General features: G+C 40.8%; 25 protein-coding genes and 2 pseudogenes. 15 read left to right on the plus strand and 12 right to left on the minus strand.

The window, feature by feature from the left end; genetic code table 11:
- Nucleotides 1-9 precede the first annotated feature (9 nt).
- On the plus strand, nucleotides 10-924 hold the full coding sequence (locus ACYVBM_RS18535; protein WP_460687193.1) for a glycosyltransferase family 2 protein: 915 nt from the start codon (nucleotides 10-12) through the stop codon (nucleotides 922-924).
- Complete coding sequence (locus tag ACYVBM_RS18540) at nucleotides 921-2,093, plus strand: glycosyltransferase family 2 protein (RefSeq protein WP_460687194.1); 1,173 nt, start codon at nucleotides 921-923, stop codon at nucleotides 2,091-2,093. The genes ACYVBM_RS18535 and ACYVBM_RS18540 overlap by 4 nt, the downstream gene beginning before the upstream one ends.
- Nucleotides 2,094-2,097: 4 nt before the next feature.
- Here the strand turns inward: ACYVBM_RS18540 and ACYVBM_RS18545 are convergent, their stop codons facing one another.
- Together ACYVBM_RS18545 and ACYVBM_RS18550 are read right to left on the minus strand one after the other, a co-directional pair.
- On the minus strand, nucleotides 2,098-2,838 hold the full coding sequence (locus ACYVBM_RS18545) for a 4'-phosphopantetheinyl transferase family protein (RefSeq protein ID WP_460687195.1): 741 nt from the start codon (nucleotides 2,836-2,838) through the stop codon (nucleotides 2,098-2,100).
- A complete protein-coding gene (locus ACYVBM_RS18550) occupies nucleotides 2,811-4,430 on the minus strand; it encodes a hypothetical protein (protein WP_460687196.1) in 1,620 nt (539 codons plus the stop codon). The genes ACYVBM_RS18545 and ACYVBM_RS18550 overlap by 28 nt, the downstream gene beginning before the upstream one ends.
- Before the next feature lie 54 nt (nucleotides 4,431-4,484).
- Between ACYVBM_RS18550 and ACYVBM_RS18555 the strand changes: the two genes are divergently transcribed.
- The 6 genes from ACYVBM_RS18555 to ACYVBM_RS18580 are packed head-to-tail and all read left to right on the plus strand — an operon-like array spanning nucleotide 4,485 to nucleotide 9,544.
- Entirely contained in the window at nucleotides 4,485-5,180 is a 696-nt protein-coding gene (locus ACYVBM_RS18555; protein ID WP_460687197.1) for an HAD family hydrolase, read from the plus strand.
- Between the two features lie 14 nt (nucleotides 5,181-5,194).
- The gene (locus ACYVBM_RS18560; protein ID WP_460687198.1) at nucleotides 5,195-6,223 is read left to right on the plus strand and encodes a UbiA prenyltransferase family protein; all 1,029 of its coding nucleotides are present in this window, start codon (nucleotides 5,195-5,197) and stop codon (nucleotides 6,221-6,223) included.
- An 11-nt stretch (nucleotides 6,224-6,234) separates the two neighbouring features.
- Nucleotides 6,235-7,662: a GMC oxidoreductase gene (locus ACYVBM_RS18565; protein ID WP_460687199.1), complete on the plus strand. Its 1,428-nt coding sequence runs from the start codon at nucleotides 6,235-6,237 to the stop codon at nucleotides 7,660-7,662.
- A gap of 1 nt (nucleotide 7,663) precedes the next feature.
- On the plus strand, nucleotides 7,664-8,092 hold the full coding sequence (locus ACYVBM_RS18570) for a hypothetical protein (protein ID WP_460687200.1): 429 nt from the start codon (nucleotides 7,664-7,666) through the stop codon (nucleotides 8,090-8,092).
- 38 nt (nucleotides 8,093-8,130) lie between these two features.
- Entirely contained in the window at nucleotides 8,131-9,216 is a 1,086-nt protein-coding gene (gene recF / locus ACYVBM_RS18575) for a DNA replication/repair protein RecF (protein WP_460687201.1), read from the plus strand.
- A gap of 46 nt (nucleotides 9,217-9,262) precedes the next feature.
- On the plus strand, nucleotides 9,263-9,544 hold the full coding sequence (locus ACYVBM_RS18580; RefSeq protein WP_460687202.1) for a DciA family protein: 282 nt from the start codon (nucleotides 9,263-9,265) through the stop codon (nucleotides 9,542-9,544).
- Between the two features lie 52 nt (nucleotides 9,545-9,596).
- Here ACYVBM_RS18580 and ACYVBM_RS18585 read toward each other — a convergent pair whose 3' ends face one another.
- The 4 genes from ACYVBM_RS18585 to ACYVBM_RS18600 form a co-directional block, all read right to left on the minus strand.
- Nucleotides 9,597-10,643: an ABC transporter permease gene (locus ACYVBM_RS18585; RefSeq protein ID WP_460687203.1), complete on the minus strand. Its 1,047-nt coding sequence runs from the start codon at nucleotides 10,641-10,643 to the stop codon at nucleotides 9,597-9,599.
- Between the two features lie 35 nt (nucleotides 10,644-10,678).
- Nucleotides 10,679-11,440 (minus strand): hypothetical protein, encoded by a 762-nt coding sequence (locus ACYVBM_RS18590; RefSeq protein WP_460687204.1) that lies wholly within the window; start codon nucleotides 11,438-11,440, stop codon nucleotides 10,679-10,681.
- A 90-nt stretch (nucleotides 11,441-11,530) separates the two neighbouring features.
- On the minus strand, nucleotides 11,531-12,637 hold the full coding sequence (locus ACYVBM_RS18595; protein WP_460687205.1) for a BT_3928 family protein: 1,107 nt from the start codon (nucleotides 12,635-12,637) through the stop codon (nucleotides 11,531-11,533).
- Between the two features lie 8 nt (nucleotides 12,638-12,645).
- Nucleotides 12,646-13,194, minus strand: a complete 549-nt coding sequence (locus tag ACYVBM_RS18600; protein WP_460687206.1) for a DUF1599 domain-containing protein — start codon at nucleotides 13,192-13,194, stop codon at nucleotides 12,646-12,648.
- A 105-nt stretch (nucleotides 13,195-13,299) separates the two neighbouring features.
- Between ACYVBM_RS18600 and folP the strand changes: the two genes are divergently transcribed.
- Nucleotides 13,300-14,136, plus strand: a complete 837-nt coding sequence (folP, locus tag ACYVBM_RS18605) for a dihydropteroate synthase (protein ID WP_460687207.1) — start codon at nucleotides 13,300-13,302, stop codon at nucleotides 14,134-14,136.
- Nucleotides 14,137-14,198: 62 nt separating this feature from the next.
- On the opposite strand, the gene ACYVBM_RS18610 is transcribed toward folP, so the two are convergent.
- Both ACYVBM_RS18610 and ACYVBM_RS18615 read right to left on the minus strand, forming a co-directional pair.
- Entirely contained in the window at nucleotides 14,199-14,903 is a 705-nt protein-coding gene (locus ACYVBM_RS18610; protein ID WP_460687208.1) for a hypothetical protein, read from the minus strand.
- An 8-nt stretch (nucleotides 14,904-14,911) separates the two neighbouring features.
- Nucleotides 14,912-15,661: a lysophospholipid acyltransferase family protein gene (locus ACYVBM_RS18615; protein ID WP_460687209.1), complete on the minus strand. Its 750-nt coding sequence runs from the start codon at nucleotides 15,659-15,661 to the stop codon at nucleotides 14,912-14,914.
- Between the two features lie 237 nt (nucleotides 15,662-15,898).
- Here ACYVBM_RS18615 and ACYVBM_RS18620 point away from each other — a divergent pair, with 237 nt between their 5' ends.
- Both ACYVBM_RS18620 and fbaA read left to right on the plus strand, forming a co-directional pair.
- A complete protein-coding gene (locus ACYVBM_RS18620; protein WP_460687210.1) occupies nucleotides 15,899-16,990 on the plus strand; it encodes a hypothetical protein in 1,092 nt (363 codons plus the stop codon).
- 137 nt (nucleotides 16,991-17,127) lie between these two features.
- Nucleotides 17,128-18,198: a class II fructose-bisphosphate aldolase gene (fbaA, locus tag ACYVBM_RS18625; RefSeq protein ID WP_460687211.1), complete on the plus strand. Its 1,071-nt coding sequence runs from the start codon at nucleotides 17,128-17,130 to the stop codon at nucleotides 18,196-18,198.
- A 58-nt stretch (nucleotides 18,199-18,256) separates the two neighbouring features.
- Here fbaA and ACYVBM_RS18630 read toward each other — a convergent pair whose 3' ends face one another.
- Nucleotides 18,257-18,634 carry a septal ring lytic transglycosylase RlpA family protein gene (locus tag ACYVBM_RS18630; protein WP_460687212.1) on the minus strand — a complete coding sequence of 126 codons (378 nt, stop codon included), beginning with the start codon at nucleotides 18,632-18,634 and terminating at the stop codon, nucleotides 18,257-18,259.
- A 323-nt stretch (nucleotides 18,635-18,957) separates the two neighbouring features.
- Complete coding sequence (gene rimO / locus ACYVBM_RS18635) at nucleotides 18,958-20,265, minus strand: 30S ribosomal protein S12 methylthiotransferase RimO (RefSeq protein WP_460687213.1); 1,308 nt, start codon at nucleotides 20,263-20,265, stop codon at nucleotides 18,958-18,960.
- A gap of 101 nt (nucleotides 20,266-20,366) precedes the next feature.
- Between rimO and ACYVBM_RS18640 the strand changes: the two genes are divergently transcribed.
- The 4 genes from ACYVBM_RS18640 (at nucleotide 20,367) to ACYVBM_RS18655 (ending at nucleotide 24,109) form a co-directional block, all read left to right on the plus strand.
- Nucleotides 20,367-20,996, plus strand: coding sequence for an ABC transporter ATP-binding protein (locus ACYVBM_RS18640; RefSeq protein WP_460687214.1), 630 nt, complete (start codon nucleotides 20,367-20,369; stop codon nucleotides 20,994-20,996).
- On the plus strand, nucleotides 20,980-22,098 hold the full coding sequence (locus tag ACYVBM_RS18645) for a hypothetical protein (protein WP_460687215.1): 1,119 nt from the start codon (nucleotides 20,980-20,982) through the stop codon (nucleotides 22,096-22,098). The genes ACYVBM_RS18640 and ACYVBM_RS18645 overlap by 17 nt, the downstream gene beginning before the upstream one ends.
- Nucleotides 22,099-22,167: 69 nt before the next feature.
- Complete coding sequence (locus tag ACYVBM_RS18650) at nucleotides 22,168-22,836, plus strand: FadR/GntR family transcriptional regulator (protein WP_460687216.1); 669 nt, start codon at nucleotides 22,168-22,170, stop codon at nucleotides 22,834-22,836.
- A 40-nt stretch (nucleotides 22,837-22,876) separates the two neighbouring features.
- Complete coding sequence (locus ACYVBM_RS18655; RefSeq protein WP_460687217.1) at nucleotides 22,877-24,109, plus strand: MFS transporter; 1,233 nt, start codon at nucleotides 22,877-22,879, stop codon at nucleotides 24,107-24,109.
- 5 nt (nucleotides 24,110-24,114) lie between these two features.
- Here the strand turns inward: ACYVBM_RS18655 and ACYVBM_RS18660 are convergent.
- Nucleotides 24,115-24,234, minus strand: a pseudogene (locus ACYVBM_RS18660) (type II toxin-antitoxin system YoeB family toxin); the annotation flags it as partial.
- A 279-nt stretch (nucleotides 24,235-24,513) separates the two neighbouring features.
- Nucleotides 24,514-24,993, minus strand: a pseudogene (locus ACYVBM_RS18665) (helix-turn-helix domain-containing protein); the annotation flags it as partial.
- Nucleotides 24,994-25,032 lie beyond the last annotated feature (39 nt).

The following is a 25,032-nucleotide window of genomic DNA, read 5'->3' on the forward strand; positions in this document are numbered from 1 at the left end:
TCGTAACGAATGCCCCTGATTTCGATAATAACCGTTAATTATAACCAACCTGCTGTTACCATCGAGTTTCTGAGATCTGTCAGGCAGTTTGCCGGCATCTGCGAGGTAGAAGTAGTATTGGTAGACAATGCTCCTGCTGAGAACAGGATAAAAGATTTCTTGGCTGCATATCCCGGCCTTATATACATTTCATCTTCAAAAAACCTGGGTTATGCAGGGGGAAATAACCTGGGTATAAAAAATGCTAAAGGCGATTACATTCTCTTGCTGAATAACGACACTGAAATCACAGACGGATTTTTGGATACAATGGTAAAGGAAATGGAACAACATCCCGAAGCCGGACTGCTTTCTCCATTGATCAAGTATTACGATAATAAAAACATCATCCAATATGCAGGTTTCACCCCAATGAATTATTTAACTGCCCGCAATGCAGGCATTGGTGCTATGGAAGAAGATAAAGGGCAATATAACGGGAGCAGCAGGGAAACCGGCTTCTGCCACGGGGCTGCAGTTATGTGCCGGAAAGCCGATCTTGAAAAAGCCGGACTGATGGACGAACGCTACTTTTTATACTACGAAGAACTGGACTGGTGCGAAAAATTTAAAAGAACCGGGAAAAAGATATGGTTCACGGGAAAGGCGGTTATTTATCATAAAGAATCGATCAGCGTTGGCAAGGCAAGCCCAGTTAAAGCCTTTTTTATGACGCGCAACCGGATGTTGTATATCAGGAAAAACGCAACCCTTCCCCGGGCATTTTTATTTTCGGTCTACTACACTTTAATTGCAACGCCTAAGCAATTGCTCGTGCATTTAAAAAGCGGACGGAAAGATCTGGCTCTGCAAACATTAAAAGGGCTGTGGTGGAACTTTACCCATTCATCTAACAGCAACTCATTAGGATATAAAATATCATGATACTACTATTCTGGATCAGCCTGTTCGTTGTATGGTATGCTTTTGCCGGGTACGGCATGGTACTGTATGTGTTAATAAAGCTAAAAAGGATTATGGGCTGGGGTAAAACAAAGATGATGTTGGATGAAGACAACCTGCCAACAGTTGCCCTTGTGATTGCAGCTTATAACGAAGCGGCTTACATTGAAGAAAAGATAAAAAACTGCCTTGAGCTCGATTATCCCAAAAATATTTTTGACATCATCTTTGTAACAGATGGCTCAAACGATAGCACGCCGCAGAAAATACAAGATCACCCGGAAGTAAAGCTTTTTCATAAAGACGAGCGCGCAGGCAAGATGGCCGCTATAAAACGGGTGTTGCCTCAACTATCCAGCGACATCGTTGTATTTACCGATGCCAATACCTACCTGAATAAAGATGCGATCAAAGAACTGGTAAAGCATTATCAGAATCCCAAAGTAGGAGCTGTTGCGGGCGAAAAGAAAATAATGGTAGAAGAAAAAGCCGATGCCAGCTCTGCAGGCGAAGGCTTTTACTGGAAGTATGAATCAGCGCTGAAAAAATGGGATTATGAGTTGTACAGTAATGTAGGTGCGGCAGGGGAACTTTTTAGCATCAGAAGAAGATTGTACCAGCCCGTGGAAACAGATACCATTATTGACGATCATATGATCGCGATGCGTATTGCCGAAAAAGGGTACATTATTGCATATGAACCCAAAGCCTATGCAATGGAAACAGCTTCGGCTGATTCGAGAGAAGAGCTGAAAAGAAAAGTCAGGATCGCGGCGGGAGGCATTCAATCTATATTCCGGCTGAAGAAAGCCGCAAACCCGTTTCGTAACCCGGTGCTTACGTTTCAATATATCAGCCATCGTGTTTTAAGATGGACAGTAACCCCCTTCTTAATGATACTGGTTTTTATACTGAATATTCTGATTGTTATCCAAACACAACATTCTTTGTACGTCGCCTTGCTGGCAGGCCAGGTCATTTTTTACGGATTGAGTATAGTGGGTTTTATCCTGGAAAAAAAGAACCTGAAAATAAAGGCTTTTTTCATTCCTTACTATTTCTGCCTGATGAATTATGCTGTAATTGCAGGCATTTATCGTTATTTCAAAAAATCACAAAGCGCTGCCTGGGAAAAATCAAAAAGAAAATAACTTTTCATTTCATTTGCCCTGAATGGAGAAAGCGCGCCTTAATGCCGGAAGTGATACAAATGCTTGCCCGGTAATTTATGGCAGGCTCAAAGCTTATAATATCAAAATGCCCGTTATTCTGAAGCAAATTGCTTTCATTCGCACCATCCAATACCTCCAGTTCATACAGACTATCTATAAGCCCCTGGCCTGTGGCTTTCAGTATAGCTTCTTTTCTTGTCCAGAAGGTATAAAAGGTCTTTAAGGTATCTGCACTCTTTTCAAAAATATTAAGCTCTTTTCCAGAAAAAACGGTTGCTGATAATTCGATGATTGAACCACCCTTCATTTCTTCTACATCCACCCCGATATCTTTGCTGCATACTCCTATTATAACCAGGTTCCCCGAATGGCTGATGTTAAAGTGCAAACTTTGCAATTCGCGGCCGTTATACATAGCAAAAGGTTTCCCGTTTTTGCCCTTATGTATTAAAATATGTCCCGGATCTACATCCAGTATACCGGCTAATGTTCTTTTAGTAAGAATCCTGCCGGCCAAAAATCTTTTTGCATCAATATCCTGCCTGAAAAAAGAGGCTTTTAAATGCTCTTCGCCTGTTGCCAGGTATCCTAACCGATCAGCCTCCGAAATATTAAAACAATAAACATGGGCTTCATCAGCTGATAATATACCAGTGCGTTTCCAGGCTATATCAATAATATCTGAGCAAAATATTTTCAGCGCTGTGGATTTAATTGAAAACAATATATATCAATATCCAACTTACTATAACTATCCGCTAATTGCCAATCTTTAGCAAGTGCAGCAATCACCCTGTCCGAGGGTTTACCAGCTGCAAAATACCATTTAGGCCAGTCTACAGGCTCACCAATATCCGTTTGAAAGATCCGGTTGCAGACAACCCAAACGCGTCTTTTATTTTGGGCGGTGATATCGCTTTTAATAAGCGCCATGTAATCATTAAAATCATTTACCTCCTTACGATAATCTTTACCGGTGGTTGCCACAAAATTATAATGATACATTTTATTGTAGACCTGGTAACCGGCTAAATTGTTCCAGTAAATATACACCAGGTCTCCGCTCTTTCTATGATCATTAATATAGCTAAGCGCCTCGCGCTGAGACGAATTTTTATCATGGATAAACTCTTCGCCCCGGAAAGCATTAATTATATTTATCACAAGCCCGATTACCAAAAGTGCAGGCAATACCAACCTCAGCTTTACCGGTACAAGCTTCTGATTTAAAAAGCTGCAGCCGTCCACTATAAGTATAATAAATACAGGTGAAAGAAACACCCAGAACCGGTCGCCCAGGGGATAAAGCTTCAACATTGAAGCAGTGAGCGTTAGCACCATTAAAGATACAAGCAACAAAAAGTCTGTTTTACGCTTTAAAAAATTGTATAGGCCTGCAAAAAAAAGTGTTGCAGGTACAAATGCCAGTTTCACTACAGGCGCCAACCCACCTTCGGTCCCTGGCATAAAATTCCATAAAAGCCCGAGCGGATAATCAAGGACCCTGTAAAACCTTGACAAGTACCAGCCCAGCTCATTTATACTTTTAGGAGGGAAAGGGGCAAAATATTTGAAGTAATCAAACCAGTAAACCGTCCACTTCGACTCTACATGTTTAGATGTTGAAAAATAAAAATTCACAATAAAACTCAACGCCCAAAAAACAGCCACGATAAAATAATACGGGTATAGTTGTGCTTTTTTTTCCTGAAGCATTTTAAAAAAAACAGATATGCCGACAGCTGCTAAAATAAAAACCACCGAATAGGAAAACCATATTAAAACCGCTCCGGCAATGCCCAACCTGATAACCGCCTTGCGTGTAATACTACTGCCCTGCAATGGTATATACAGATACAATATAATAAGCGTGCTTAGCAGCTCAGAAGAATATTGTTTAGCCTCTGCTGCATGAAATATTAACGGAGGGGCTAAACAAAAAAGGAACAATGCCAGCCAGATATAACCGGGCTTCAGAAAATACCTGCATACGGCATAAAATACAAACAAGGAGCACAGGTTGCATAGCAAAGGAAACCATCTTAAAGCCACTTCATTGGGAGAGAAAACAGTAATGAACAGTTTCTGCATCATTAAAAATCCCAAAGGTGCTTTTTGGTAATATAGCAAAGGTTCTGTAAGCAGTTGGTGCAGGCTGTATGAAATAATACTATTTGATAAATACGCCTCGTCAATCCATAAAGAACGGTTCTGAAAAAAATAGTATAGCCTTAAAACAACCCCTATACCTAATATAAAAAATATCAGGCTGCGACTCTCTGTGAGCTTATAGCGATTGGCTGAAAGGGCTTGCATAATGTTTTAATATCTATATTTGTTGTAACAGTACCGTTTAAATAGCGAAAATAATTGATTACAGAAGAACTACAATTCAGAACTATTAAATTAGTGATTTTTGACGTAGACGGTACCTTGTACAATCAGCGCAAGCTGCAGTTCAAAATGTGCCTTTCGCTTTTAAAGTACTATTTCGTTCATCCTCTTAAAATTAAAGACCTGTATATCCTGTACCGGTTCAGAAAGGAAAGGGAAGCCCGTTCTGGATACAACAGCCCCAACCTTAATGAGGAACAATATACATGGTGTGCCAGCAAATTGAATGTTCCTGTAAAACGGGTAAGAGCGGTTGTTCGTAAATGGATGTACAATACTCCCCTTCAACATTTACACAGTACAAAATATAGTGGTGCCGCAGCTTTATTTGATACACTGCGCCGGCAAAACATTAAAATTGCGGTATATTCTGACTATCCGGCAAACGATAAGTTAAATGCCTTGGGTTTGAAAGCTGATATTTACGTTTCATCAACCGATGCCGCAATCAATAGTTTTAAACCATCTCCACGGGCTATATATTTTATTTGCAAACAACTTAATATTGCTAAAGAAGCCTGCCTCTTCATAGGCGACAGGGATAGCAGGGATGGTCAGTGTGCAAGAAATGCGGGTGTTCGCTACATCATTCTGCCTTCAAAGAATAAAGACAAAAAAAATTTATTTGTATTTTTAGCTGGCACTTTTGAAATGAAAGACAAGACTAATTAAACTTACAGGAACTCATGTCAACAACCAAGGCATATATATCGGGGAAAAGTGACATATCGCATACGCCCAACAATGCTACTCTTAAAGATTATATCAGAATAGCCCGGCCGGATAACTGGCTGAAAAATATCTTCATGGCACCCGGTATATTATTTGCATTTGCTTATTTTCAACCACCGCTTACTGCAGCATTAGGCCTAAAAATCATCCTGGGTTTTCTTGCTACCTGCTTAATTGCTTCTGCCAACTATGTAATCAACGAATATCTTGATATTGAGTTTGACAAGTTTCACCCGGTAAAAAAAGACCGTTCTTTAATTCAAAAAACAGTTAACCCTAAAATTATTTATTTCATATATACATTATTAGCAGTTTTGGGTTTAAGTATAGGATTTACTGTATCTATTAAGTTTTTTAGTATGGAGCTGTTGCTGCTTGTAATGGGTATTGTTTATAATGTAAAGCCCTTAAGAAGCAAAGAAAGGGTTTACCTGGATGTACTTACCGAGTCAATCAATAACCCCATAAGGTTTACCCTGGGCTGGTTTTTAATAAGCCCCTCCCTGGGTGTGCCGGATAGCAGTTGGGACCTCAACTGGATCAACACTTTTCCTCCTATTAGTATTGTAATCGCTTACTGGATGGGAGGTGCGTTTTTAATGGCCACCAAGCGGTTTGCAGAGTACCGTCTTATCAACGATCCGGTTCTTGCAGGTCAATACCGGCGCTCTTTTAAATTTTACACAGAAAACGGCCTGCTGATTTCTATGTTTTTTTACGGAATAACCTGTGCATTTTTCCTGGGCATATTTTTAATCAAAAACAGGATAGAGCTTTTAGTTAGCTTCCCCTTCTTCGCCCTTCTTTTTTCGTGGTATTTAAGAATCGGGCTTTTAAACGACTCTCCCGTGCAACGTATCAAGGGGCTCCATAAAAGAAAATGGTTTATGCTTTACCTGTTTTTGTTTACTATTTTAATTTGTGTGCTTATGTTTGTAAAAATTCCCTGGCTGCATTGGTTTTTACAAAATGCAAATAACTAAATTAATCTTTATTGAAGTACGATATAATTGTAGTAGGCACAGGTTTCGCTTCGACTTTTTTTCTGAAAAAATATCTGGAAAAAAACCCGGGCAAAACAGTTCTGGTATTAGAACGGGGACGGTTTTTCCCGTTAATGGAGCGCCTGAAAATACGCAAGGGGAATGCTGATACTTCAGAAAAAGTAAACGAAGCTTACAGAAAACTGTTTATTAACCGTCACCACGAAAAGTTCTGGAAGTTCAGCCCTGATTTTGGCGGCTCATCCAATTGCTGGTGGGCCTGCACACCCCGATTTATGCCTTCGGATTTCAAGATGAGATCGCTTTATGGTATAGAGCAGGATTGGCCGATAGATTACGATGACCTAGACCCGTATTATGAGGAAGCGGAAGCTATCATGTCTATTGCAGGCCCCAAAGAAACACCTTTTCCTAAAAGGAAAGATTACCCCCTCCCGCCCCATTTATTTGCACCGCCGGATAAAATACTGCACGAGAAATATGGCAACCAGTATATCAGTCAGCCCACGGCCAGGGCAAGCCGCCCGGTAAAAGGCAGAAATCAATGCGTGGCAAGCGCTACATGTACCGAGTGCCCGGTAAATGCGAAATTCACTATAGAAAATTCGCAGATGGGCGTATACGAGAACCCGGCCGTAACGCTGGAATATAATGCCCAGGTATACCGGTTAACCACTACTGATAAAGCCGCTACAAAAATTCATTATGTACAAGATAATGTGGAGCTGGAAGCCGAAGCAGATTATTATATTCTTGGGGCCAATCCTTTTTTTAATATTAATATCCTTTTAAATTCCGGAGACAAAAATCCACTGACGGGGGTCGGGTTTGGCGAGCAGTTAGGCATTCAGGCTTTAATTGATCTGAAAGATATGTCAAACGCTGGCGGAAGCACCTGGGTAAATGCTAATGGTTATATGCTTTATGATGGCGAGTTCAGGAAAGATTATGCCGGCTGCCTTATAGAAACCGATAATGCGCCTTATATCAGACCAGAAGAAAATAAATGGCTGAATATCATGTCATTCAGGCTTTTGTTTGAAGATTTGCCACAGCAAGATAATTATATAACAACAACTGACAATAAATTTATACCTGAGGCGGTGTTTAATGCGGGCCGATCGCAATATGCTTTAAAAGCATTTGAAGAGGCTAAGAAAAAATTACCCGATATTTTGAGTTGCCTGCCGGTAGAGGGAATCAGGTATTTGTATCCGCATCAAAACGAAGGACACATTATAGGCGGCGCCAGGATGGGAACTTCAAAAGAGAATAGTGTGGTTGATAAGTATATGGTTCATCACCAATACCGCAATGTTCTGGTTTTAGGCGCAAGCAGTTATACGACCTACAGTCCTTCTAACCCTACATTAACCTTAAGCGCTTTGTCTTTACATACTGCTGACAAACTTTTTTGAAATGAAACGCAGAAAGCTGTTAAAAATATTAGGAGGTGCTGCGGGAGGAGCCATACTCGTTCCATCTGGTTTATACTTTGCAACACCAGGTGTTAAACATTTTGCAGAAAAAATTATATACCGCCATCTTAATTATCTTAAGCTGGACCCCGTTGGCGTTAGTCAATTTATTGAAAGCTATTTTAAAGGAACGCCTGATTCTTTTATAAATACCATCAGGTGGAAAAGTTATTATTATCTTCATATAAAACCAAAACACTCCATCAATATCTATCAGTTAATAAGATGCTACCTGCTGGGGTCCGATTTTTTTCAGCATAAAATGGATACTAAAAGAACCATAAAATATATTAATGACTATGACCCGTATAAAAGCCCGGTACCCAATCCATTCAGCTATATTTATTTCTCCAATAAAAGAGATACATAGCAGGTTCATATTTTTTTAAGGTTTATTTTCACAGCCATATGCTGCATCTTAATTCTATATCGCTTTTACAGTTTAAAAATTATACCAATAAAGCATTTGAATTCAGCAAACAGATCATTGGCATTTGCGGTAAAAATGGCGTTGGCAAAACCAATATTCTCGACGCTATTCATTATTTATGCTTTACCAAAAGCTATTTCAGCAAAAGCGACATTGTAAATGTGCATCAGGGATCAAAAGGCTTCAGAATAGAAGGCGTATTTAGTACAGATGATTATACGGAGGAGAAGGCGGCCTGCATCCTCCGGGAAACCAATAAAAAAGAATTCCTTATCAACGGAGCGCCTTACGAAAAATTTTCACATCATATCGGCCGGTACCCCTGTGTGGTTATTGCCCCGGATGATGCCGTTCTTATCACGGGGGGAAGCGAAGAGCGGCGCAGCTTTTTAGATGCCCTGCTGTCGCAGCTAAGCTCTGAATACCTTCAAAACCTTATATTGTATAACAGGGTATTACAGCAACGAAACTCCTTACTGAAAACAGCAGCAGAAACCGGAAAAATAGATAATGCGCTGCTACACATACTTAATGATCAGCTGGTAGAGCCCGGCCATTTTATTTTCCAGACAAGGAGCCAGTTCCTGGTATCCTTCCTGCCAAAAGTAAAAAGGCTGTACACCGACATTGCTCAGAAAGAAGAAGATCTTTCTATTTTATATGATAGCCGCCTGCTGGAAACCTCTTTTGAAGAGCTGCTGGCCGCTACCGAAAGCAAGGATAAGCTCTTACAGCGAACCACAGCAGGTATTCACAGGGATGATATCATATTACAACTGAACGGGCAACCCTTTAAAAGCATTGCTTCTCAGGGGCAGCGCAAAAGCCTGCTATTCGCCTTAAAACTAACAGAGCTGGATGTCATTTATGCTGAGAAAAAACTAATGCCGGTTCTGTTGTTAGACGATGTTTTTGAGAAATTAGATGAAGACAGGATCAGCAAGCTGCTGCAAAAAGTGTGCATTGAAAATAAAGGACAGGTTTTTATTACCGACACTAACAAAGAAAGACTAACCAGTCACCTGGAAAATTTAAATGCCAGCTTCGATTTAATATCTTTGTAACGGTACAGGATCCGGCCAATGTTTTAATACAGGTTAAATTATTGATATGGGAGAATATTCCTTAGGCGAAGCGTTAAAAGAGTTTTTAAGTAAAAGTCGTATCCGGGGCGATATACAGGCGCTGGAAATAGATGCGGTATGGGAAAATATTATGGGCAAAACCATTGCCCGGTATACCGATAAACTGCAAATTATTGGCGATAAGCTATTTGTACATACCCAGGTAGCCCCGTTAAAAAACGAGCTGATCTACCAGCGTGAAAAAATCATTGAAAGGGTAAATGAAGCACTGGGCAGTAAAGTTATTAAGGAAGTGATCGTGAAGTAAGCCGGAAAACAGAAAGTCGGGAAGTAACAAACCATGCTTTCTGACTGTCCGTCTATTTCCTCACTCTTGGATCAAATACACCATATAATATATCAGCCACAATATTCATGAATACAAAAAAAGCAGCAGAAATAAGCACAGCGCCCATCACCACCGGGTAATCTAATTGCTCCAAAGCATCCACAGTAACTTTTCCTATCCCCTGCCAGCCAAAAATATATTCCACGAAAAATGCTCCGGCAAGCAGTTCAGCAAACCAGCCTGTAATAGCTGTAATTACAGGGTTCAGGGCATTTTTTAAAGCATGACGCCATACTACTGCCCTCTTGTTCAGGCCTTTGGCATACGCTGTTCTTATATAATCCTGGTCCAGCACATCCAGCATGGCGCTGCGCGTAAGCTGTGTAATAATAGCCAGTGGCCTGATGCCTAAAGTAATGGCAGGAAGAATAATATTTTTAAAGCTGAAAATTCTTTTGCCGGTGGTTTCGTCTATATCAAACCAGTTACCGCTTATCTGTAAACCTGTGTATTTTGTAAGCACAAAGCCAAAAAAATAAGCAATAACAATTCCCATAAAAAAAGACGGCGCTGAGATTCCCACGATACTTGAAAAAATGGCACTGGTATCTAACCAGGTATTTTGCTTAACAGCCGCAACAACACCTAAAGGTATACCGATGACAACGGCTATAGCCATTGCCGCAATCGTAAGCATAATAGTACCCGGCAGTGCCTGCATTAAGATACTACCCACTTCACGTTTGCTTTGATAAGATCGGCGCAGATAAGGGATTTTAATTGCCAGCTTTTTATCTCCTCCAATAAAAAGGCCCTTTAACTGCTTTGCCCGGATGTCTTCTTTCGTATGTATAGCCACAGGCGATACATCATTTACATACAGCAGGAACTGCTTCCACCTGGGCTGATCGAGGTATAGCTCTTTACGGATGTTCTCTTGTGTTTTAGCATCTCCTGTCTGGCCCATAACCAGCCTTGCAGGATCACCAAAACCCTGGAACAAGAAAAACACCAATACCACCACACCGGCCAAAACCAGCACACTGTAAAATAGCTTTTTGATGATGTATTGGATCATTAAATGTAGGTTGTTCGATTTACATTCAGACAGTGCTAATTTCTTTTAATTTCTCCGTTTTCTTTTAAAATTGTTTTCTCCTGTTTCAGTACTTCCAATACAGCATCCGGGTCGCCTGCTGTACCAACCAGGTTAATTAAAACAATGTATGTGTAATCGCCGTTTTTAAATGTAATGATGTGATTTCCGCCACTTCCCTGAAATTCCAATACGCCATTTTCTACCACCAGGTCCGGCTCTCTCTTTTTATTTTCAATTTTCCAGGAAGCATACCGATAGCTACTCCCGGCCGTTTCGTCAATTCTTATTTTATAATTTTTCGTAAATATCAAATACGTCGGGCTTTCAAAGTTTTGAAGAGATTTGGGCAGTTCCTTTTTATCAGCCTGAATGGCATTCATTAATAACCGTTTTTCTTTAGGAGATTGAAAATTAACAGCAGTAATTTTTCCACCGCCATCCATCCAAATTTTCCCGTTGTCTAACATAACGCCCCGCCAACCAACATCTGACCAATTCTCCAATTTTGACTTTGCAATGTGGCTTATAAACGCTTCGGCAAATATTTCGTCGAAACGTTGGATGAAATCATTTTTATCCTTCACATCTTTTAAGGGATATTCTCTTCTTAACGGATAATTAATAAGGTCCGCAATTTTTCTTTTGTTATTAGTCTTAAAAACATTAATAAGTTTTTGAACTTTTTTTGTTTGCTTCTCGCTTAAATCAATAGTCTGTCCTGCTACAGTTGTACCTATTGCGACTAATATTGATGCTAAAATAAATATTACCTTCATAGTTCAATACTACTGCTCACAAAGCAATATACGCGAATGCCAAAAGATGTAATGATATTCACAAATACCCGTGTATCAAACATCGTACATTTATAAGCGCACTTTATCAAAATTTTTATAGCTCCATTTTCCGGTTATTGTTCCCTTTCGTAAAATATAAACCGTGGGGTTAGTACGGGCAGCCGTTCTTATCATGGTATTGTCGCCGTTCAGCACTTCAACATTGCTAAATGCGGTGCCGGCTATCGCAGCTTTTACAGCAGGAGCCGTACTGCTTACTACGTAAACAGGCACCTGCTTTTTCACAGCCGCTGTATAAATATGCTCAAACCCGTTCTGCCATTTTTCAACCGGCGTTGTTGCATCCTCAGCAAACAATAGTACCACTTCATCACTTTGTAAAATATCTTCCGTCATGTCTGTACCATCCTGTGTTGCCAGGCCAAACGCTTTAATTGGCGGCTCATTATTCACCCCTGGCCTGATAACCTTATCGTAACGGCTTACAAACTTATAAGTGCTGTCATCAAAATCATCAGGAAAGGATTCTGCAGTAAATTCCAGCTTCTTTCCGTTCTTCTCATATATAAAAGAGATCACCGTACTGTCGGGTATGGCATTAGCAGGAATTTTCATTTGCGCTGGTATATTATTCCCTTTTTTGAAAGGCAGGCAATCCGCAACCGGCAAATACTTTAATGTATACCATTGCGATGCGAAACTAAATACAGTTACCAGCAGTAATACCAATAGTGTAATGCCTTTGCCAAAAACAGGCTGAATGTATTTGTTATTAAAAAAAATCAATAAGATCAGCACCAGCAGTAATATATCTTTAAAGAACGATTGCCGGGAAGTAATAGGCAGGCAGTCTCCAAAGCAACCGCAGTTTTTAAATTTACCAGACAGGTAGGCATAACCAGTTAGAAACGTAAAAAATACGATTAGCAGTAATAACAGCCAGCTTACAGTTCTTATGCGCCATCCTAACAGCAACGCAGCCCCGGCTATAATTTCAAAGGCGATCATTATAACAGATAGCGCTAATGCCACCCCATCGAGCCAGGTAGTGCCCCATACTAAAAAAAATTCCTGCATTTTATAGCTCAGGCCTACAGGGTCGTTGGCTTTAACCAACCCCGAAAAAATAAAAAGCACTCCTACAAAAACCCTTGCAATATTTACTAAATTTTTCATTACTCTTTTTATTTACCGGCCCCGCTATCCAATATTAAAGCAAAGACCGAATAATTAATAATATCATGATAGTTCGCATCAATACCCTCGCTGATCAGCGTTTTTCCTTCATTATTGAGTATTTGCCTGATGCGGAACAGTTTCATCAGGATCAGGTCGGTAAGCCCTTCCTGGCTCATGCTGCGCCAGGCCTCGCCATAATCATGATTTTTACCCTGCATTAACCTTTTTGTAGCGGTAATATGCTTTTCATAAAGTGCTGCCACCTGCTCTTCCGGCAGATCCCAGGGTGCATCAGCGGGCAATTCTAGCTGTATCAGCCCTATCACGGCATAATTGATGATCCCCTTAAACTCACCGGCAATATCATCACCTATCATTTGCTGCTTTACTTCCTGTATGGTCCTTATCCGTTGTGCTTTAATATAGATCTGATCCACAACAGATATGGTACGCAGTACACGCCAGGCGGTACCGTAATCCTTATTCTTTTTAAAAAAAACCGATTGGCAATCCCTGATCACTGTATCGTATTGTTCGTTCGTTTTTGACATCATTGTGTGAACCTTTATTTTATGGGCAGCCGGGAAAACCGCAATCCGAAGACAGCTTTTCAACCTATCAGCTTACCTTTAACCCCAAAAATAGCAAAACAAAAATTGATGTTCACACTTAATTGCAGAGGCAGGCTCCTGACCATTCAGCAACCCATTGTAATGGGGATTTTAAATATCAATACGGATTCCTTTTATGCGGGGAGCCGCTACAGCAATGACGCCCGTTTACTCAACACTGCAGAACAAATGCTTGCCAACGGCGCCACTATACTAGACATAGGCGGTCAGAGTACCCGTCCCGGAAGCGAACAGGCTGCGCCTGATACCGAAATGTCAAAGGTAGTTCCAGCTATTAGTGCCGTTGTAAAAAAGTTTCCGGGGGCTTTTATATCTGTAGATACGTTTTACAGTAGAGTAGCAAAAGAGGCTGTAGCAGCAGGCGCTTCTATTATTAATGATATCAGCGCGGGTAACTTAGATGAGCACTTTCTGGATACGGTAGCAGCGTTACATGTTCCTTATATTTTAATGCACATGCAGGGCACCCCTCAAAATATGCAACAAAACCCGGTTTATGAAAATGTAACCAGGGAAGTGCTTGATTTTATGATCAAAAAGCTGGCGCTGTTGCGTGGTAAAGGTATGAAGGATATTATTATTGACCCTGGCTTTGGATTTGGCAAGAGTCCTGAGCACAATTACTCCCTGCTTAAAAACCTTGGCCTGTTTAAAATGCTGGATTGCCCTGTTTTATTAGGTATCAGCCGGAAGGCAATGATTTACCGGAGACTGGGTACCGATGCCAGCAATGCACTCAACGGTACCAGCGTCTTAAATACCATAGGCTTATTGAACGGCGCCCATATTTTAAGAGTACATGATGTAAAAGAAGCTGCAGAAGCCATAAAACTCGTCGATATCATGCAATCCACATCTGCTTGATGCTTTTCTAAGGAGCACATTAGATTATTTTATTACGGTCATAGGGCAATAAGGAAGTGGTTTTATTTTACAAAATCTTCCAGGGCCGTATCTTCTGCCATTGCAGCCAGGTCGTATGTTTTAGCAACAGCAAACGGCTCCCATTTTTCAACAGGTCTGTTCTCTTTTTCCTCAAATTCATTCATACCGGTGATCACCTGTTTTTTCCCTGTAGAAAAATTATAGCTGGTGAGAGCTGATTCGCCTGATGCACGGTGAAAAGAGCTTATATCCAGCCCTATGAGTTCAAATTTATTTTTCTGATACCGGAATGTGTATTTATAATCGGTAACATACCAGCTGCCACAGCTCAGCCAGTAGTGATAATATATTTTTAATACACCGTTTTTAATTGCTATACCACCATCCGATAAAGGATCATCCAGGCACGGGTTCATTACACTGTTAACCGATGGCAGGAACTTATCTGTAGACAGTACTCTTTTATACCCCTTCTCTGTTTTAAAAAAGATCATCATCCTGCGTGGATTCAGATCCAAAGTATCATTGCCTAAGCCATCATGCTTAACAAAATTTTTCCTGTCGGTATTTCGTAATACGAGCACTACATCTTCGAGCTTATCCTTGTTCAGATCTCCCTTATATTGTGCTTCAGGTATCCAGCCTGCGGGTATCCTGTTCTTAAACCCGGGAGCGATTTTAATGCCCTGCGTATAACCGGCGATGTACGGTAAAAAAAACAGTATGGGAATAATGTAACCCTTCATATGAAATATCAATGCTTCATTACTTCCGGCATAAACTTTTTGCTTTGTTCTATAGCGTCCATTATTTGTGCTGTTATTTCCTGCGCAGAGGCATCATAATCGATTTGCAGCGGTTCTTTAAAAGTCACCGTAAGCAAAATACCTCTTTTTCTGAGTGTTACGCCCGTTTTGTTAAATGCTTTTGAGAAACCATTGAGCACCACTGGTATAACTATAGGTTTATGATGTTTGATAATAAGGGCGGTCCCTTTTCTGGCAGGTGCATAAGGTGTAGTAGTTCCCTGCGGAAAAGTAATAATCCAGTTGTTCTGCAACGAACGTTCAATTTTCCTTGTATCGCTGGGATCGAGACCGGAACGTTGTTCCTTACTGTTCTCATTCCAGGTACGGCGTACTGTAAGGCCTCCGGCCAGCAAAAACAGGCGGCTCATCCAGCTGCTTTTCATGGTTTGTTCTGCAGCTACATAATTCACCCTTGTAAAAGGGTTCAGCATGTAATAGGGTATACCCAGCCTGTCCCTTCGTCCCCACTTAACAGCAGAAAAAATGTGGAACATAGATATTACATCTAAAAAATACGTTTGATGATTACACACAAAAAGCACATTGGTACGGGGCAATTCCTTTAATTGTTCTGCCCCCCGAAAACGCAATGTATTTGCCATTGCTATACCCGGATAGGTACATAATCCTACCACGCAATGCACCAGTTTTTTAACAAGACTCGCACGCTTTATTCTATCTGTAAACTTTCCCATTAAAGCAGCAAAATAATGGTTTAAGATAATTAATAACAATTAAACCTATATATTTTTCTAAAGGTTTTTCATATTATATATTTATTCCTTTCTTTTTACAGAAAAGTCAGCCCTTATTTCACAGTCTGCACAAAATAATATGCTAATTTTATCTTTTAGGCAGGCAGGTTTCGCACATAAATTTTACCAGGCAGAAAATGCTGGCTTACGTGTAGTATACATTTTTATAATATGACTATGAACGAACTGGAAATATTAAATAATAAACCTTCCAAAAAGAAACTGCTTTATCCTGTAAATACAGAGTTGGCTAACTACCTGGTACGTCAGGGACGTGAAGTGCATCTGCCCGTTTCGCACCGCGATCTGCTCAATTTCACATGGTCGGTGCCTATTAAAGATGAGCAGGGCAACAGCACTTATTGGGAAAAAGCTATATACGATAAAAGAGAATGGGACTATTTGCGCGAGGGGCTGGTAAAGATATATGCCATATTAAAAACAGAAGGCGATATGAGTTTTGCCAGTCACCTGGATGTGGCCCGTATTGATTATTGTGCTTTTGGAAACTCGCTTCCTTTTCGTATACGCATCGTGAATAAGTTCAACTCCAATTATGATCACTATTACATGAAAATCACAGACGCTTCCAGGGTATATGGCCTGGAACTGGAGCATTTTCTCTCTCCCAACCGTATTACTTTTTATACTGACGGAGGCACGCTGGTGGAAGAACATATTCCGGGTATGGCGGGGGATGTGTTTTTAGAGAAATACCTCGGCAAGCTGGATATTAACAAGACCCGGCTGGCTAAAGAGTTTGTAAAATTCAATGAGCGCTGTTTTGTAAGATTGCTGGGCGATATGCGGGCCTATAATTTCGTTGTAGTGTCAACTCCCGATATTGAAAGCTATCAATATCGCATCCGGGCTATAGATTTTGACCAGCAATGTTATGAAGGCCGGAAGCATTTATATATGCCGCAGTTCTTTAAGGAAAATAATCTTTTTGTAAAAAACGTGGTAGAACAGCTAAACAAAGAATCGGTAGAGCAGTATAAGGCAGAAGAGAAATCAGCAATGGCTTACCGGGTAGCCGTTACCAGGTTCCGGTTAATGGAGCTTTTGAACATTATGTCGCGCGATACCATTGCACCTGTTGAAAAGCAACAAGAATTAATACAACAGTTAAACAAACATTTTCATACTGAAGCATTTAACAGGTGTAAATCTATGGGGCAGGTATTAAAACTGCATCTGAAGTACATGCTTCGCGGAAACCTGAAGCTGATACAGGAAAAAACAAAGATGCTGGGTAACAAAACATAGCTGACGTGACGAAAATCATAAAATAAACTGCTCAAACAATACCCTGGCTTTGTGTATATTTCACATATTATCGCTACCTTAGCAAGCCTGATTTGCTATGAACAAGTAATTTATTATTAAAAACAATTTTCAACAAAATGAGCAAGTACACAGCCGGAGTATTACACGGCAAAGAGCTTGAAGCTCTTTACAACGACGCTAAAGACAATAATTTCGCCCTCCCCGCAGTGAATGTGGTAGGTACAGACACGGTTAACGCGGTGCTTGAAACGGCAGCTAAGGTAAACTCACCGGTTATGATCCAGTTCAGCAATGGCGGAGCGCAGTTCTATGCCGGCAAAGGAATGCCTAATAAAAACCTGGAAGCAAATATATTTGGCGCGGTAAGCGGTGCCCTGCACGTTCACACCGTAGCAAAATATTATGGAGTGCCTGTAGTACTGCACACAGACCATGCTGCCAAGAAATGGCTTCCCTGGATCAGCGGCCTGATAGATGAAGGTGAAAAATTCTATAAAGAAAAAGGCCAGCCTTTATTCAGCTCACACATGCTTGACTTAAGCGAAGAGCCCATGCAAGAGAACATTGCTACTTCAGTTGAATTTTTCAAACGCATGGCTCCCCTGGGAATGAGTATAGAAATAGAACTGGGTGTTACCGGTGGCGAAGAAGATGGCGTGGACAATACAGATGTAGATAATTCCAAACTATATACCCAGCCCGAAGATGTTGCTTATGCTTATGAAAAACTAAGCGAAGTAGGCAATATGTTTACAATAGCAGCCGCTTTTGGTAATGTGCACGGCGTTTACAAACCCGGTAACGTACAATTAACACCTGTTATTCTTGATAACAGCCAGAAATATATTGCTGAAAAATTCGGCACCGCAAGCCAGAAACCTGTTTATTTCGTATTCCACGGGGGCAGCGGTTCGGAAAAAGAGAAAATCCGCGAAGCAATCGGATATGGCGCCATTAAAATGAACCTTGATACAGACATGCAATGGGCTTTTGCTGAAGGGGTATTCGATTATTATAAAAAGAACGAAGCTTACCTGCAAGGTCAGTTAGGAAATCCTGAAGGAGAAGACAAGCCTAACAAGAAATACTACGATCCCCGCGTATGGTTACGTAAAGGAGAAGAGACGTTCGTAAAACGTCTTGAAATTGCGTTCGAAGATCTGAACTGTATCGGGAAAAATGCATAAATAATAAAAAACCCCGCAAATGCGGGGTTTTTTATTATTACTTTTATTACAAAATCCTCTATAAAGAATTATTTTCCTCATTTTTCCCTTCCAGTATCTTTACTTCAACCGGAACAACACCATGACCGGTATGTGCAATTTTCTGGAAAGCGGATTTGCTTAAATCTACACGACCTTTTATACCTGGAGCCATCCTGTCGTTTACCACTACCTGCACACTTTTACCAGTGTTTTTGTTGGTAACCAGCAGGCGGGTACCTAATTTATAAATATTAGACGCTGCGGTTAAAAGATAGTCCCTGTATATATCACCGGCAGCCGTTTTACGACCATTAAATTTACTGTGATAATAAGAGGCCTTTTGTGTAGAAGCTTGAGCAAAACTTTTAGCATAGCTAAAAATAAAAGCAAAAAACAAAACTAAACATTTCTTCATGTGAGATATTTTAGTTAAACAATAAACGCAGAAAAATAATTTTTATTTTACCACGCCTTTAATAACATTATTTTACTTACATGCAAAATACGGACGCAAAGGTAGGCTAACAAGGCTATAAAAAAGGGGAATGAGGCTGCCAATCTGGCTAAAATAATACATAACCACATGATAATCAATATGACGATATTACAATATATCGATTCAGGAAAACGGCACCCCTGTTTCTTATACAGCAACTACTTCATATGTTATTTTTTTAACAACGCAGGAAATGACAAACACGTTCATAACCTGTAAAAATTCGGGGTGTGCATTCGCGCTTAAATGATCACCCCTTCCAAATCATAATCATATGCTTTTTCGATCCGTACATTATAGAATTCCCCGATTTTTAACTGCTGATCACTTGAAATAATGACCTCGTTGTCCACTTCCACACTGTCAAATTCTGTACGCCCGATATATCGTCCTGCTTCTTTTTTGTCAATAATGGTTTTAAATGTCCTGCCTATTTTTTCCTGGTTCAGTTCGTAAGAAATCTCCTGCTGATGTTCCATAATTTCCTGCGCCCGACGTTCCTTTTCTTCCTGCGGCACATCATCTTCAAAAGCATAAGCGCCTGTATTTTCTTCATGAGAGTAGGTAAACACTCCCACCCTGTCAAAACGGTGCCTGTCTAAAAAATGCTTCAACCCTTCAATATCGTCCTGTGTTTCTCCCGGAAAACCTGCAATTAAAGTAGTACGCAGGCAAATACCCGGTACTTTTTCCCGGATAGTTGCAATAAGATCATCCATTTCCGATTGCATGATCTGCCGTTTCATCGCATGCAGCATCCGGTCCGATGCATGCTGCAATGGAATATCAAGATAGTTGCAGATATTGTCCCGCCCGCGCATTACATCCAGTATTTCTAAAGGAAATTTAGTAGGGTAAGCATAGTGCAAACGGATCCATTCCAATCCTTTTATGTCTGCCAGGCGATGCAAAAGCTCGGGCAACATGCGTTTTTTGTAAATATCGAGGCCGTAATAAGTAAGCTCCTGCGCTATCAGCATCACTTCTTTCACGCCCATGCGCACCAGTTTTTCTGCCTCCATTACCAGTTCATCAATGGGTTTGCTTATGTGCTTGCCGCGCATGAGGGGGATGGCGCAAAACGTACAGGTACGGTTGCAGCCTTCCGATATTTTTAAGTAGGCATAGTGCCTGGGCGTTGCCAGTAAGCGCTCACCCACCAGTTCGGTTTTATAATCGGCCTCAAACTGCTTCAATATGGCCGGCAGCTCCATAGTACCAAAAAAAGCATCCACTTCCGGAATTTCTTCTTCCAGGTTATTCTTATAACGCTCACTAAGGCAGCCTGTAACATATACTTTATCTAACCTGCCGCGCTTTTTTAACTCCACCTGCTCTAAAATGGTATTAATGCTTTCTTCTTTGGCTTTATCAATAAACCCGCAGGTGTTTACTACTACAATATTGTGATCGCGCTTCTTATTCTCGTGCACCACATCAATATCATTAGCTTTAAGCTGACCGCTCAAAACCTCGCTATCCACCATGTTTTTACTACAACCCAGCGTAATAATATTTACCTTATCTTTTTTAAGTGTTCTTACTTTCACGAATTATTTTAAAAAATGAAGTTGCAAAGATAGTTTATCCTTTTCAGCAGAACGTTAATTGATTTTTTTGACCTATTTTGTAGCGATAAATGTGCCCGCAGATGATGCAGATCAGGCAATTAAAAAAAAGTTACGGCAATTTCGAGGTTCTGGATATCGCAGATTTAGAACTTAACCATGGTACCTACTGGATCAAAGGCAGCAACGGATCGGGTAAATCTACTTTTTTGAAAATACTGGCAGGACTGCTTCCTTATAAGGGCCAGGTATTGATTAACAATATATCGCTTAATAAGAAGCCAGTTGCTTACAGGCGCTGCATCAGCTATGCACCCGCCGAACCGGTTTACCCTTCCTTTTCCACCGGCAACGAACTGGTAGCTTTTTATTGTAAGGTATTAAAATACCCGGTGAACAAAACGGCTGCTATCAAAGAAATGCTGGGCATCGACAATTACCTGGGCAACCCTACAGGCAGCTATTCGAGCGGTATGCTGAAGAAACTATCCCTGTTACTGGCATTTATAGGACTGCCGAAGTGGATACTGCTGGATGAACCTTTTACCACGCTTGACGCTACCACTCAACGATCACTGCAACATTATATAGGTAGCAGCGAACAGGCGGGCTTCATACTCACCTCCCATCATGATATTGACGTGGAAGATATACGGTTCACTGGTATTTACCGGCTCAGCGACAAACAGTTAGTGCGTGAATCCCATTCATAAAATATTATACCAAAACTTTACCAGCCGGTTTTATAAACAGATCGCGGGAGCGCTTATCCTGTTGATGCTGGTATTTTTTGGCATTCAGCCCAATTTTAAAACAGCAGTGGCAACTCATTATTATATAATGGTAAGCATTATCAGTAATCCACTTGCACTAACAGGCTACGCGTTTATCTTTACCCTATATTTTTTAAGGTGTTACTTTTTTATAAGAACCACTTTAAGCCAAGAAGCATTTTCTTTTAACAAAATACTCAACAGGTTAAGCCCTGCAGAACGGTTCCCCTTCCTTTTACCGGTGGCAACTGCATTGCTATTACCGGTATTATTATACAGCATTTGTATTGTGGCCGTAGCTATTACAAGCCGTCATTATTTTTATGCAGGAGCTGGTTGCCTGGCATTGTTTGTTTCTATAGGAGGGCTTACCTTGCTGTTCTCAAAAGGTCTTTCTTATGCATCCGGTCATTCTTTTCTAAATCAATGGCTGAAAATAAAAATAACACCCGGTCTTGTGCAGCAGTTGGGCAGTTTCCTGCTGCAAAAACAAATCAAAGTGATCTTTTTCCTAAAAGCCATCTGCTTTGTCCTGTTGTATTTTCTGGTGATAAAAACAAACTCGCTTTTCGACCGGCGTATGCTGTGGCTGGTTTATACGCTGGGTATTACCAGTCATTATATTATAATATATAAATGTTTCTATTTCCTTGAAAATGAGTTGTCTTTTTACAGGGTGCTTCCTTTAAAAATTACCCGCATCATGGCTTCTTTATTTGCAGTTTATTGTATGCTGTATCTCCCTGAGATGTGGGCCCTTCGTGCAATGGGCCTCATTCACCACGACTGGAGCGCTTATATTTTAATGATACTGCTGGCGCCTGCACTCATGGTTTTATTGCATGCGCTTCTTTATATGGATGAACTGAACCTGAACGACTATTTACCTATGGCTTTTGGCTGCTGGCTGGTTTGCTTTTTTGCTGGTTTTACAAACATACAATGGCTGTTGCTGGCGATAATTATTCTTTTGTCCATTCTCGTGTTTGTCCGCTTTTTCAGGAAGTTTGAAAAAAAGGCCACGGTAGAGAAACTGGAATAGCGCTCAGAAAAAACAGCAATTATTGATTAATATGACAGGAAATTTCTATGTTTGCAAACATCAGATGATATGATGATTAAAATGATAACATCCATTCAACGAAAATCGCTGGCCCGGGAAGTAGCCGATCTGATCCGGCAACAAATCAGCAACGGCCTTTTCCCGGTGGGCAGCAAACTTCCCACTGAACCGGAACTAATGAAGCAGTTTTCAGTAGGCAGGTCCACGATCAGAGAAGCGGGCAAATACCTGGCCCAATCCGGTTTTGTGCATGTAAAACAGGGACTGGGCACATTCATTATCAGCCAATCGGGCAACCATGCCCTGGATGAGAAGATCGGGAGTGCAGGATTTACAGAAGTATTTGAAGTAAGACAGCTTCTGGAGTTACAAATTATTGAGAAATCCGTTCAAAACAGAACCTCAGACCATTTGGCAGTAATGCATCAGCACCTGGAAAACCGGAAGCGTTTTGCAGAACAGGGCGATCTGGAAGCGTCTATCGGGGCAGATATTGACTTTCATACTGCAATAGCCGAAAGCTGTGGCAATTTCATTTTAAGCGAACTGTATAAAACATTGTCTTTGCATGTATCCAAATTCTTTTGCGAAGTTTATAAAGACACTGCTCCTTTTATTATTTCCCAAAAAGACCATGAAAAATTATTACAATATATTCAAGACAGGAATAAGATCAAAGCGCTGCACACCGCCAAAAAAATAATTGGAAACTTATAATTTTTTACCTAACATCATCAGATGACCTGATGTATACTTTATGAAAGTAACTTCCCGCCAAACTTCAACACTGAATACAGGCCAAACAGTTTACCCCATCCTGTTTGCCATAAGCCTGTCGCACTTATTAAACGACCTGATACAATCGGTGATCCCGGCAATTTATCCTTTATTCAAGAGTAATTATGCTTTAAATTTTACACAAATCGGGATTATAACATTGGTATTCCAGCTTACAGCGTCGATATTACAACCCTTTGTAGGCTCTTATACAGACAGAAAACCTCATCCATTGGCACTGGTCATTGGAATGACTTTTTCCCTAACAGGGCTACTGTTTACTGCATTTGCTTCCAATTTTTATTATATCCTCGCATCGGTATGCCTTCTTGGAATGGGCTCTTCTATATTTCACCCCGAAGCATCCAGAGTAGCCCATCTGGCGTCAGGAGGGAAAAAAGGATTGGCTCAATCTATATTCCAGGTAGGCGGAAATGCAGGAAGCGCTGCCGGGCCTTTGCTTGCCGCGTTGATCGTTATCCCCTTCGGGCAAAAATATATCGGATGGTTCGGTTTACTCGCGCTGTTGGCAATTGCAGTGCTGGCTTTTGTGGGAAAATGGTACCAGCAAAACATACAATTCAGGTCTGCGCAAAAACCGGCTTCAGAAAAACTTACAGAATTGTGGCCTGTTTCCAAAAACAGGGTAATTATTTCCATAATCATTTTACTGGTGCTGATCTTTTCGAAATACTTTTATATGGCTTCGATGACCAGCTATTTCACCTTTTATCTTATCGACCGCTTTGGTGTAAGTGTGCAGCAATCGCAAATTTACCTGTTTGTATTTTTAGCTTCTGTGGCAGCCGGAACCATCATGGGCGGACCTTTGGGAGACCGTTACGGGCGTAAGCTTATCATATGGATTTCCATACTGGGAGCGGCCCCTTTCACATTGTTGCTGCCACATATGAACCTGTCAGTAACCATTATTTTATCCGTGCTGATCGGCCTGATTATCTCATCTGCTTTTTCGGCTATACTTGTCTATGCTACGGAGCTTATTCCCGGTAAGGTGGGAATGATTGCAGGATTATTTTTTGGATTTGCTTTTGGTATGGGAGGAATCGGATCAGCGGTGCTGGGATCTCTGGCAGACAAGACCAGCATAGAACATGTATTTTCTATTTGCGCTTACCTGCCTTTAATAGGCATTATAACAGGGTTCTTACCCGATATTGAAAGGAAAAAGAATAAATGGTCTTCGGTTTGATCCGGTTATTTATCCCTATAATGTCCGTTGGCAGAAAGTACCAATACAGTTATCACTTCGTCCCGTATTTCATATATTAACCGATGCTCACCTGAAATTCTGCGTGACCATGTAGGTTCTAGTAATGTTTTAACAGCTCTGGCTTACCTGTACCTGTTTTGGGGTGTTCGGATATTTCTTCAAGCAGGGTATTCAATTTTTTAAGTAAAGCCTTATTTCCGCTTTTCTTTATTCGTTTTATACCCTCATCGGCTTCGGGTAAAAAAAATCAACGAATATTTCATAGTGCATTCAAATAAGCGTGAAGTTCATCCTTTGTGTTAACAAGCGTCCCTTTCCCCTCTCTTGCCTGCTGTTTTGCCTGGTCTATCCTGGCATAAAACGCTTCTTCCGTCATCAACGTATCATCTTGCTTTTCTGTTTTGAAACGGATCTTCAACTGTAGCGTCCATTCCCGATACATCCAAATAATTATCCGGTGGCGTAATCTTTTTCAAAAAGTAGATATACCCGCAAACTGCTGACAACAGCAAAAAACTACGAACACTGCTAAAAGTCTTTTTAAAATCTTCATCCCGTTTTTTTTGCAAGATGCGGAATTGAAGTATCTGTAGTAAACAAGCCGGGGCGACAATAATTATATTTCCGAGGGGAAGAATTAAAAACGAAAGCACTGAAATATTGACCGGCTTTGCGGCTCCCAGCTCCTGAGGTATATTCTCTGGCCCTGGTTCTGAAGCAAGATATAATGGTTCAACTTCTAACGCGGCTGCAACAGCTTTCAATGTATAACCTTTGAGAACGGCACCGGCTTCCAGCCTTTGTATGGTTCTTAACGATAAACCGGATTTTTCAGCAATCCCTGCCTGAGTTAAATGATGATGCTCTCTTAACCTGGACCTTGTTTCTCATTCAGTAGATCT

The organism is Niabella aquatica (assembly GCF_054779315.1).

Excerpts from the sequence above, each read along its gene's own strand:
- ACYVBM_RS18615 (WP_460687209.1), bottom strand. The coding sequence starts at position 15,661 with ATGGGAAAGTTTACAGATAGAATAAAGCGTGCGAGTCTTGTTAAAAAA.
- ACYVBM_RS18540 (WP_460687194.1), top strand. The coding sequence starts at position 921 with ATGATACTACTATTCTGGATCAGCCTGTTCGTTGTATGGTATGCTTTT.
- ACYVBM_RS18585 (WP_460687203.1), bottom strand. The coding sequence starts at position 10,643 with ATGATCCAATACATCATCAAAAAGCTATTTTACAGTGTGCTGGTTTTG.
- ACYVBM_RS18595 (WP_460687205.1), bottom strand. The coding sequence starts at position 12,637 with ATGAAAAATTTAGTAAATATTGCAAGGGTTTTTGTAGGAGTGCTTTTT.
- ACYVBM_RS18600 (WP_460687206.1), bottom strand. The coding sequence starts at position 13,194 with ATGATGTCAAAAACGAACGAACAATACGATACAGTGATCAGGGATTGC.
- folP (WP_460687207.1), top strand. The coding sequence starts at position 13,300 with ATGTTCACACTTAATTGCAGAGGCAGGCTCCTGACCATTCAGCAACCC.
- ACYVBM_RS18560 (WP_460687198.1), top strand. The coding sequence starts at position 5,195 with ATGTCAACAACCAAGGCATATATATCGGGGAAAAGTGACATATCGCAT.
- ACYVBM_RS18620 (WP_460687210.1), top strand. The coding sequence starts at position 15,899 with ATGAACGAACTGGAAATATTAAATAATAAACCTTCCAAAAAGAAACTG.
- ACYVBM_RS18630 (WP_460687212.1), bottom strand. The coding sequence starts at position 18,634 with ATGAAGAAATGTTTAGTTTTGTTTTTTGCTTTTATTTTTAGCTATGCT.
- ACYVBM_RS18650 (WP_460687216.1), top strand. The coding sequence starts at position 22,168 with ATGATGATTAAAATGATAACATCCATTCAACGAAAATCGCTGGCCCGG.
- ACYVBM_RS18570 (WP_460687200.1), top strand. The coding sequence starts at position 7,664 with ATGAAACGCAGAAAGCTGTTAAAAATATTAGGAGGTGCTGCGGGAGGA.
- ACYVBM_RS18550 (WP_460687196.1), bottom strand. The coding sequence starts at position 4,430 with ATGCAAGCCCTTTCAGCCAATCGCTATAAGCTCACAGAGAGTCGCAGC.
- ACYVBM_RS18655 (WP_460687217.1), top strand. The coding sequence starts at position 22,877 with ATGAAAGTAACTTCCCGCCAAACTTCAACACTGAATACAGGCCAAACA.
- fbaA (WP_460687211.1), top strand. The coding sequence starts at position 17,128 with ATGAGCAAGTACACAGCCGGAGTATTACACGGCAAAGAGCTTGAAGCT.
- ACYVBM_RS18580 (WP_460687202.1), top strand. The coding sequence starts at position 9,263 with ATGGGAGAATATTCCTTAGGCGAAGCGTTAAAAGAGTTTTTAAGTAAA.
- recF (WP_460687201.1), top strand. The coding sequence starts at position 8,131 with ATGCTGCATCTTAATTCTATATCGCTTTTACAGTTTAAAAATTATACC.
- ACYVBM_RS18640 (WP_460687214.1), top strand. The coding sequence starts at position 20,367 with ATGATGCAGATCAGGCAATTAAAAAAAAGTTACGGCAATTTCGAGGTT.
- ACYVBM_RS18590 (WP_460687204.1), bottom strand. The coding sequence starts at position 11,440 with ATGAAGGTAATATTTATTTTAGCATCAATATTAGTCGCAATAGGTACA.
- ACYVBM_RS18610 (WP_460687208.1), bottom strand. The coding sequence starts at position 14,903 with ATGAAGGGTTACATTATTCCCATACTGTTTTTTTTACCGTACATCGCC.
- ACYVBM_RS18535 (WP_460687193.1), top strand. The coding sequence starts at position 10 with ATGCCCCTGATTTCGATAATAACCGTTAATTATAACCAACCTGCTGTT.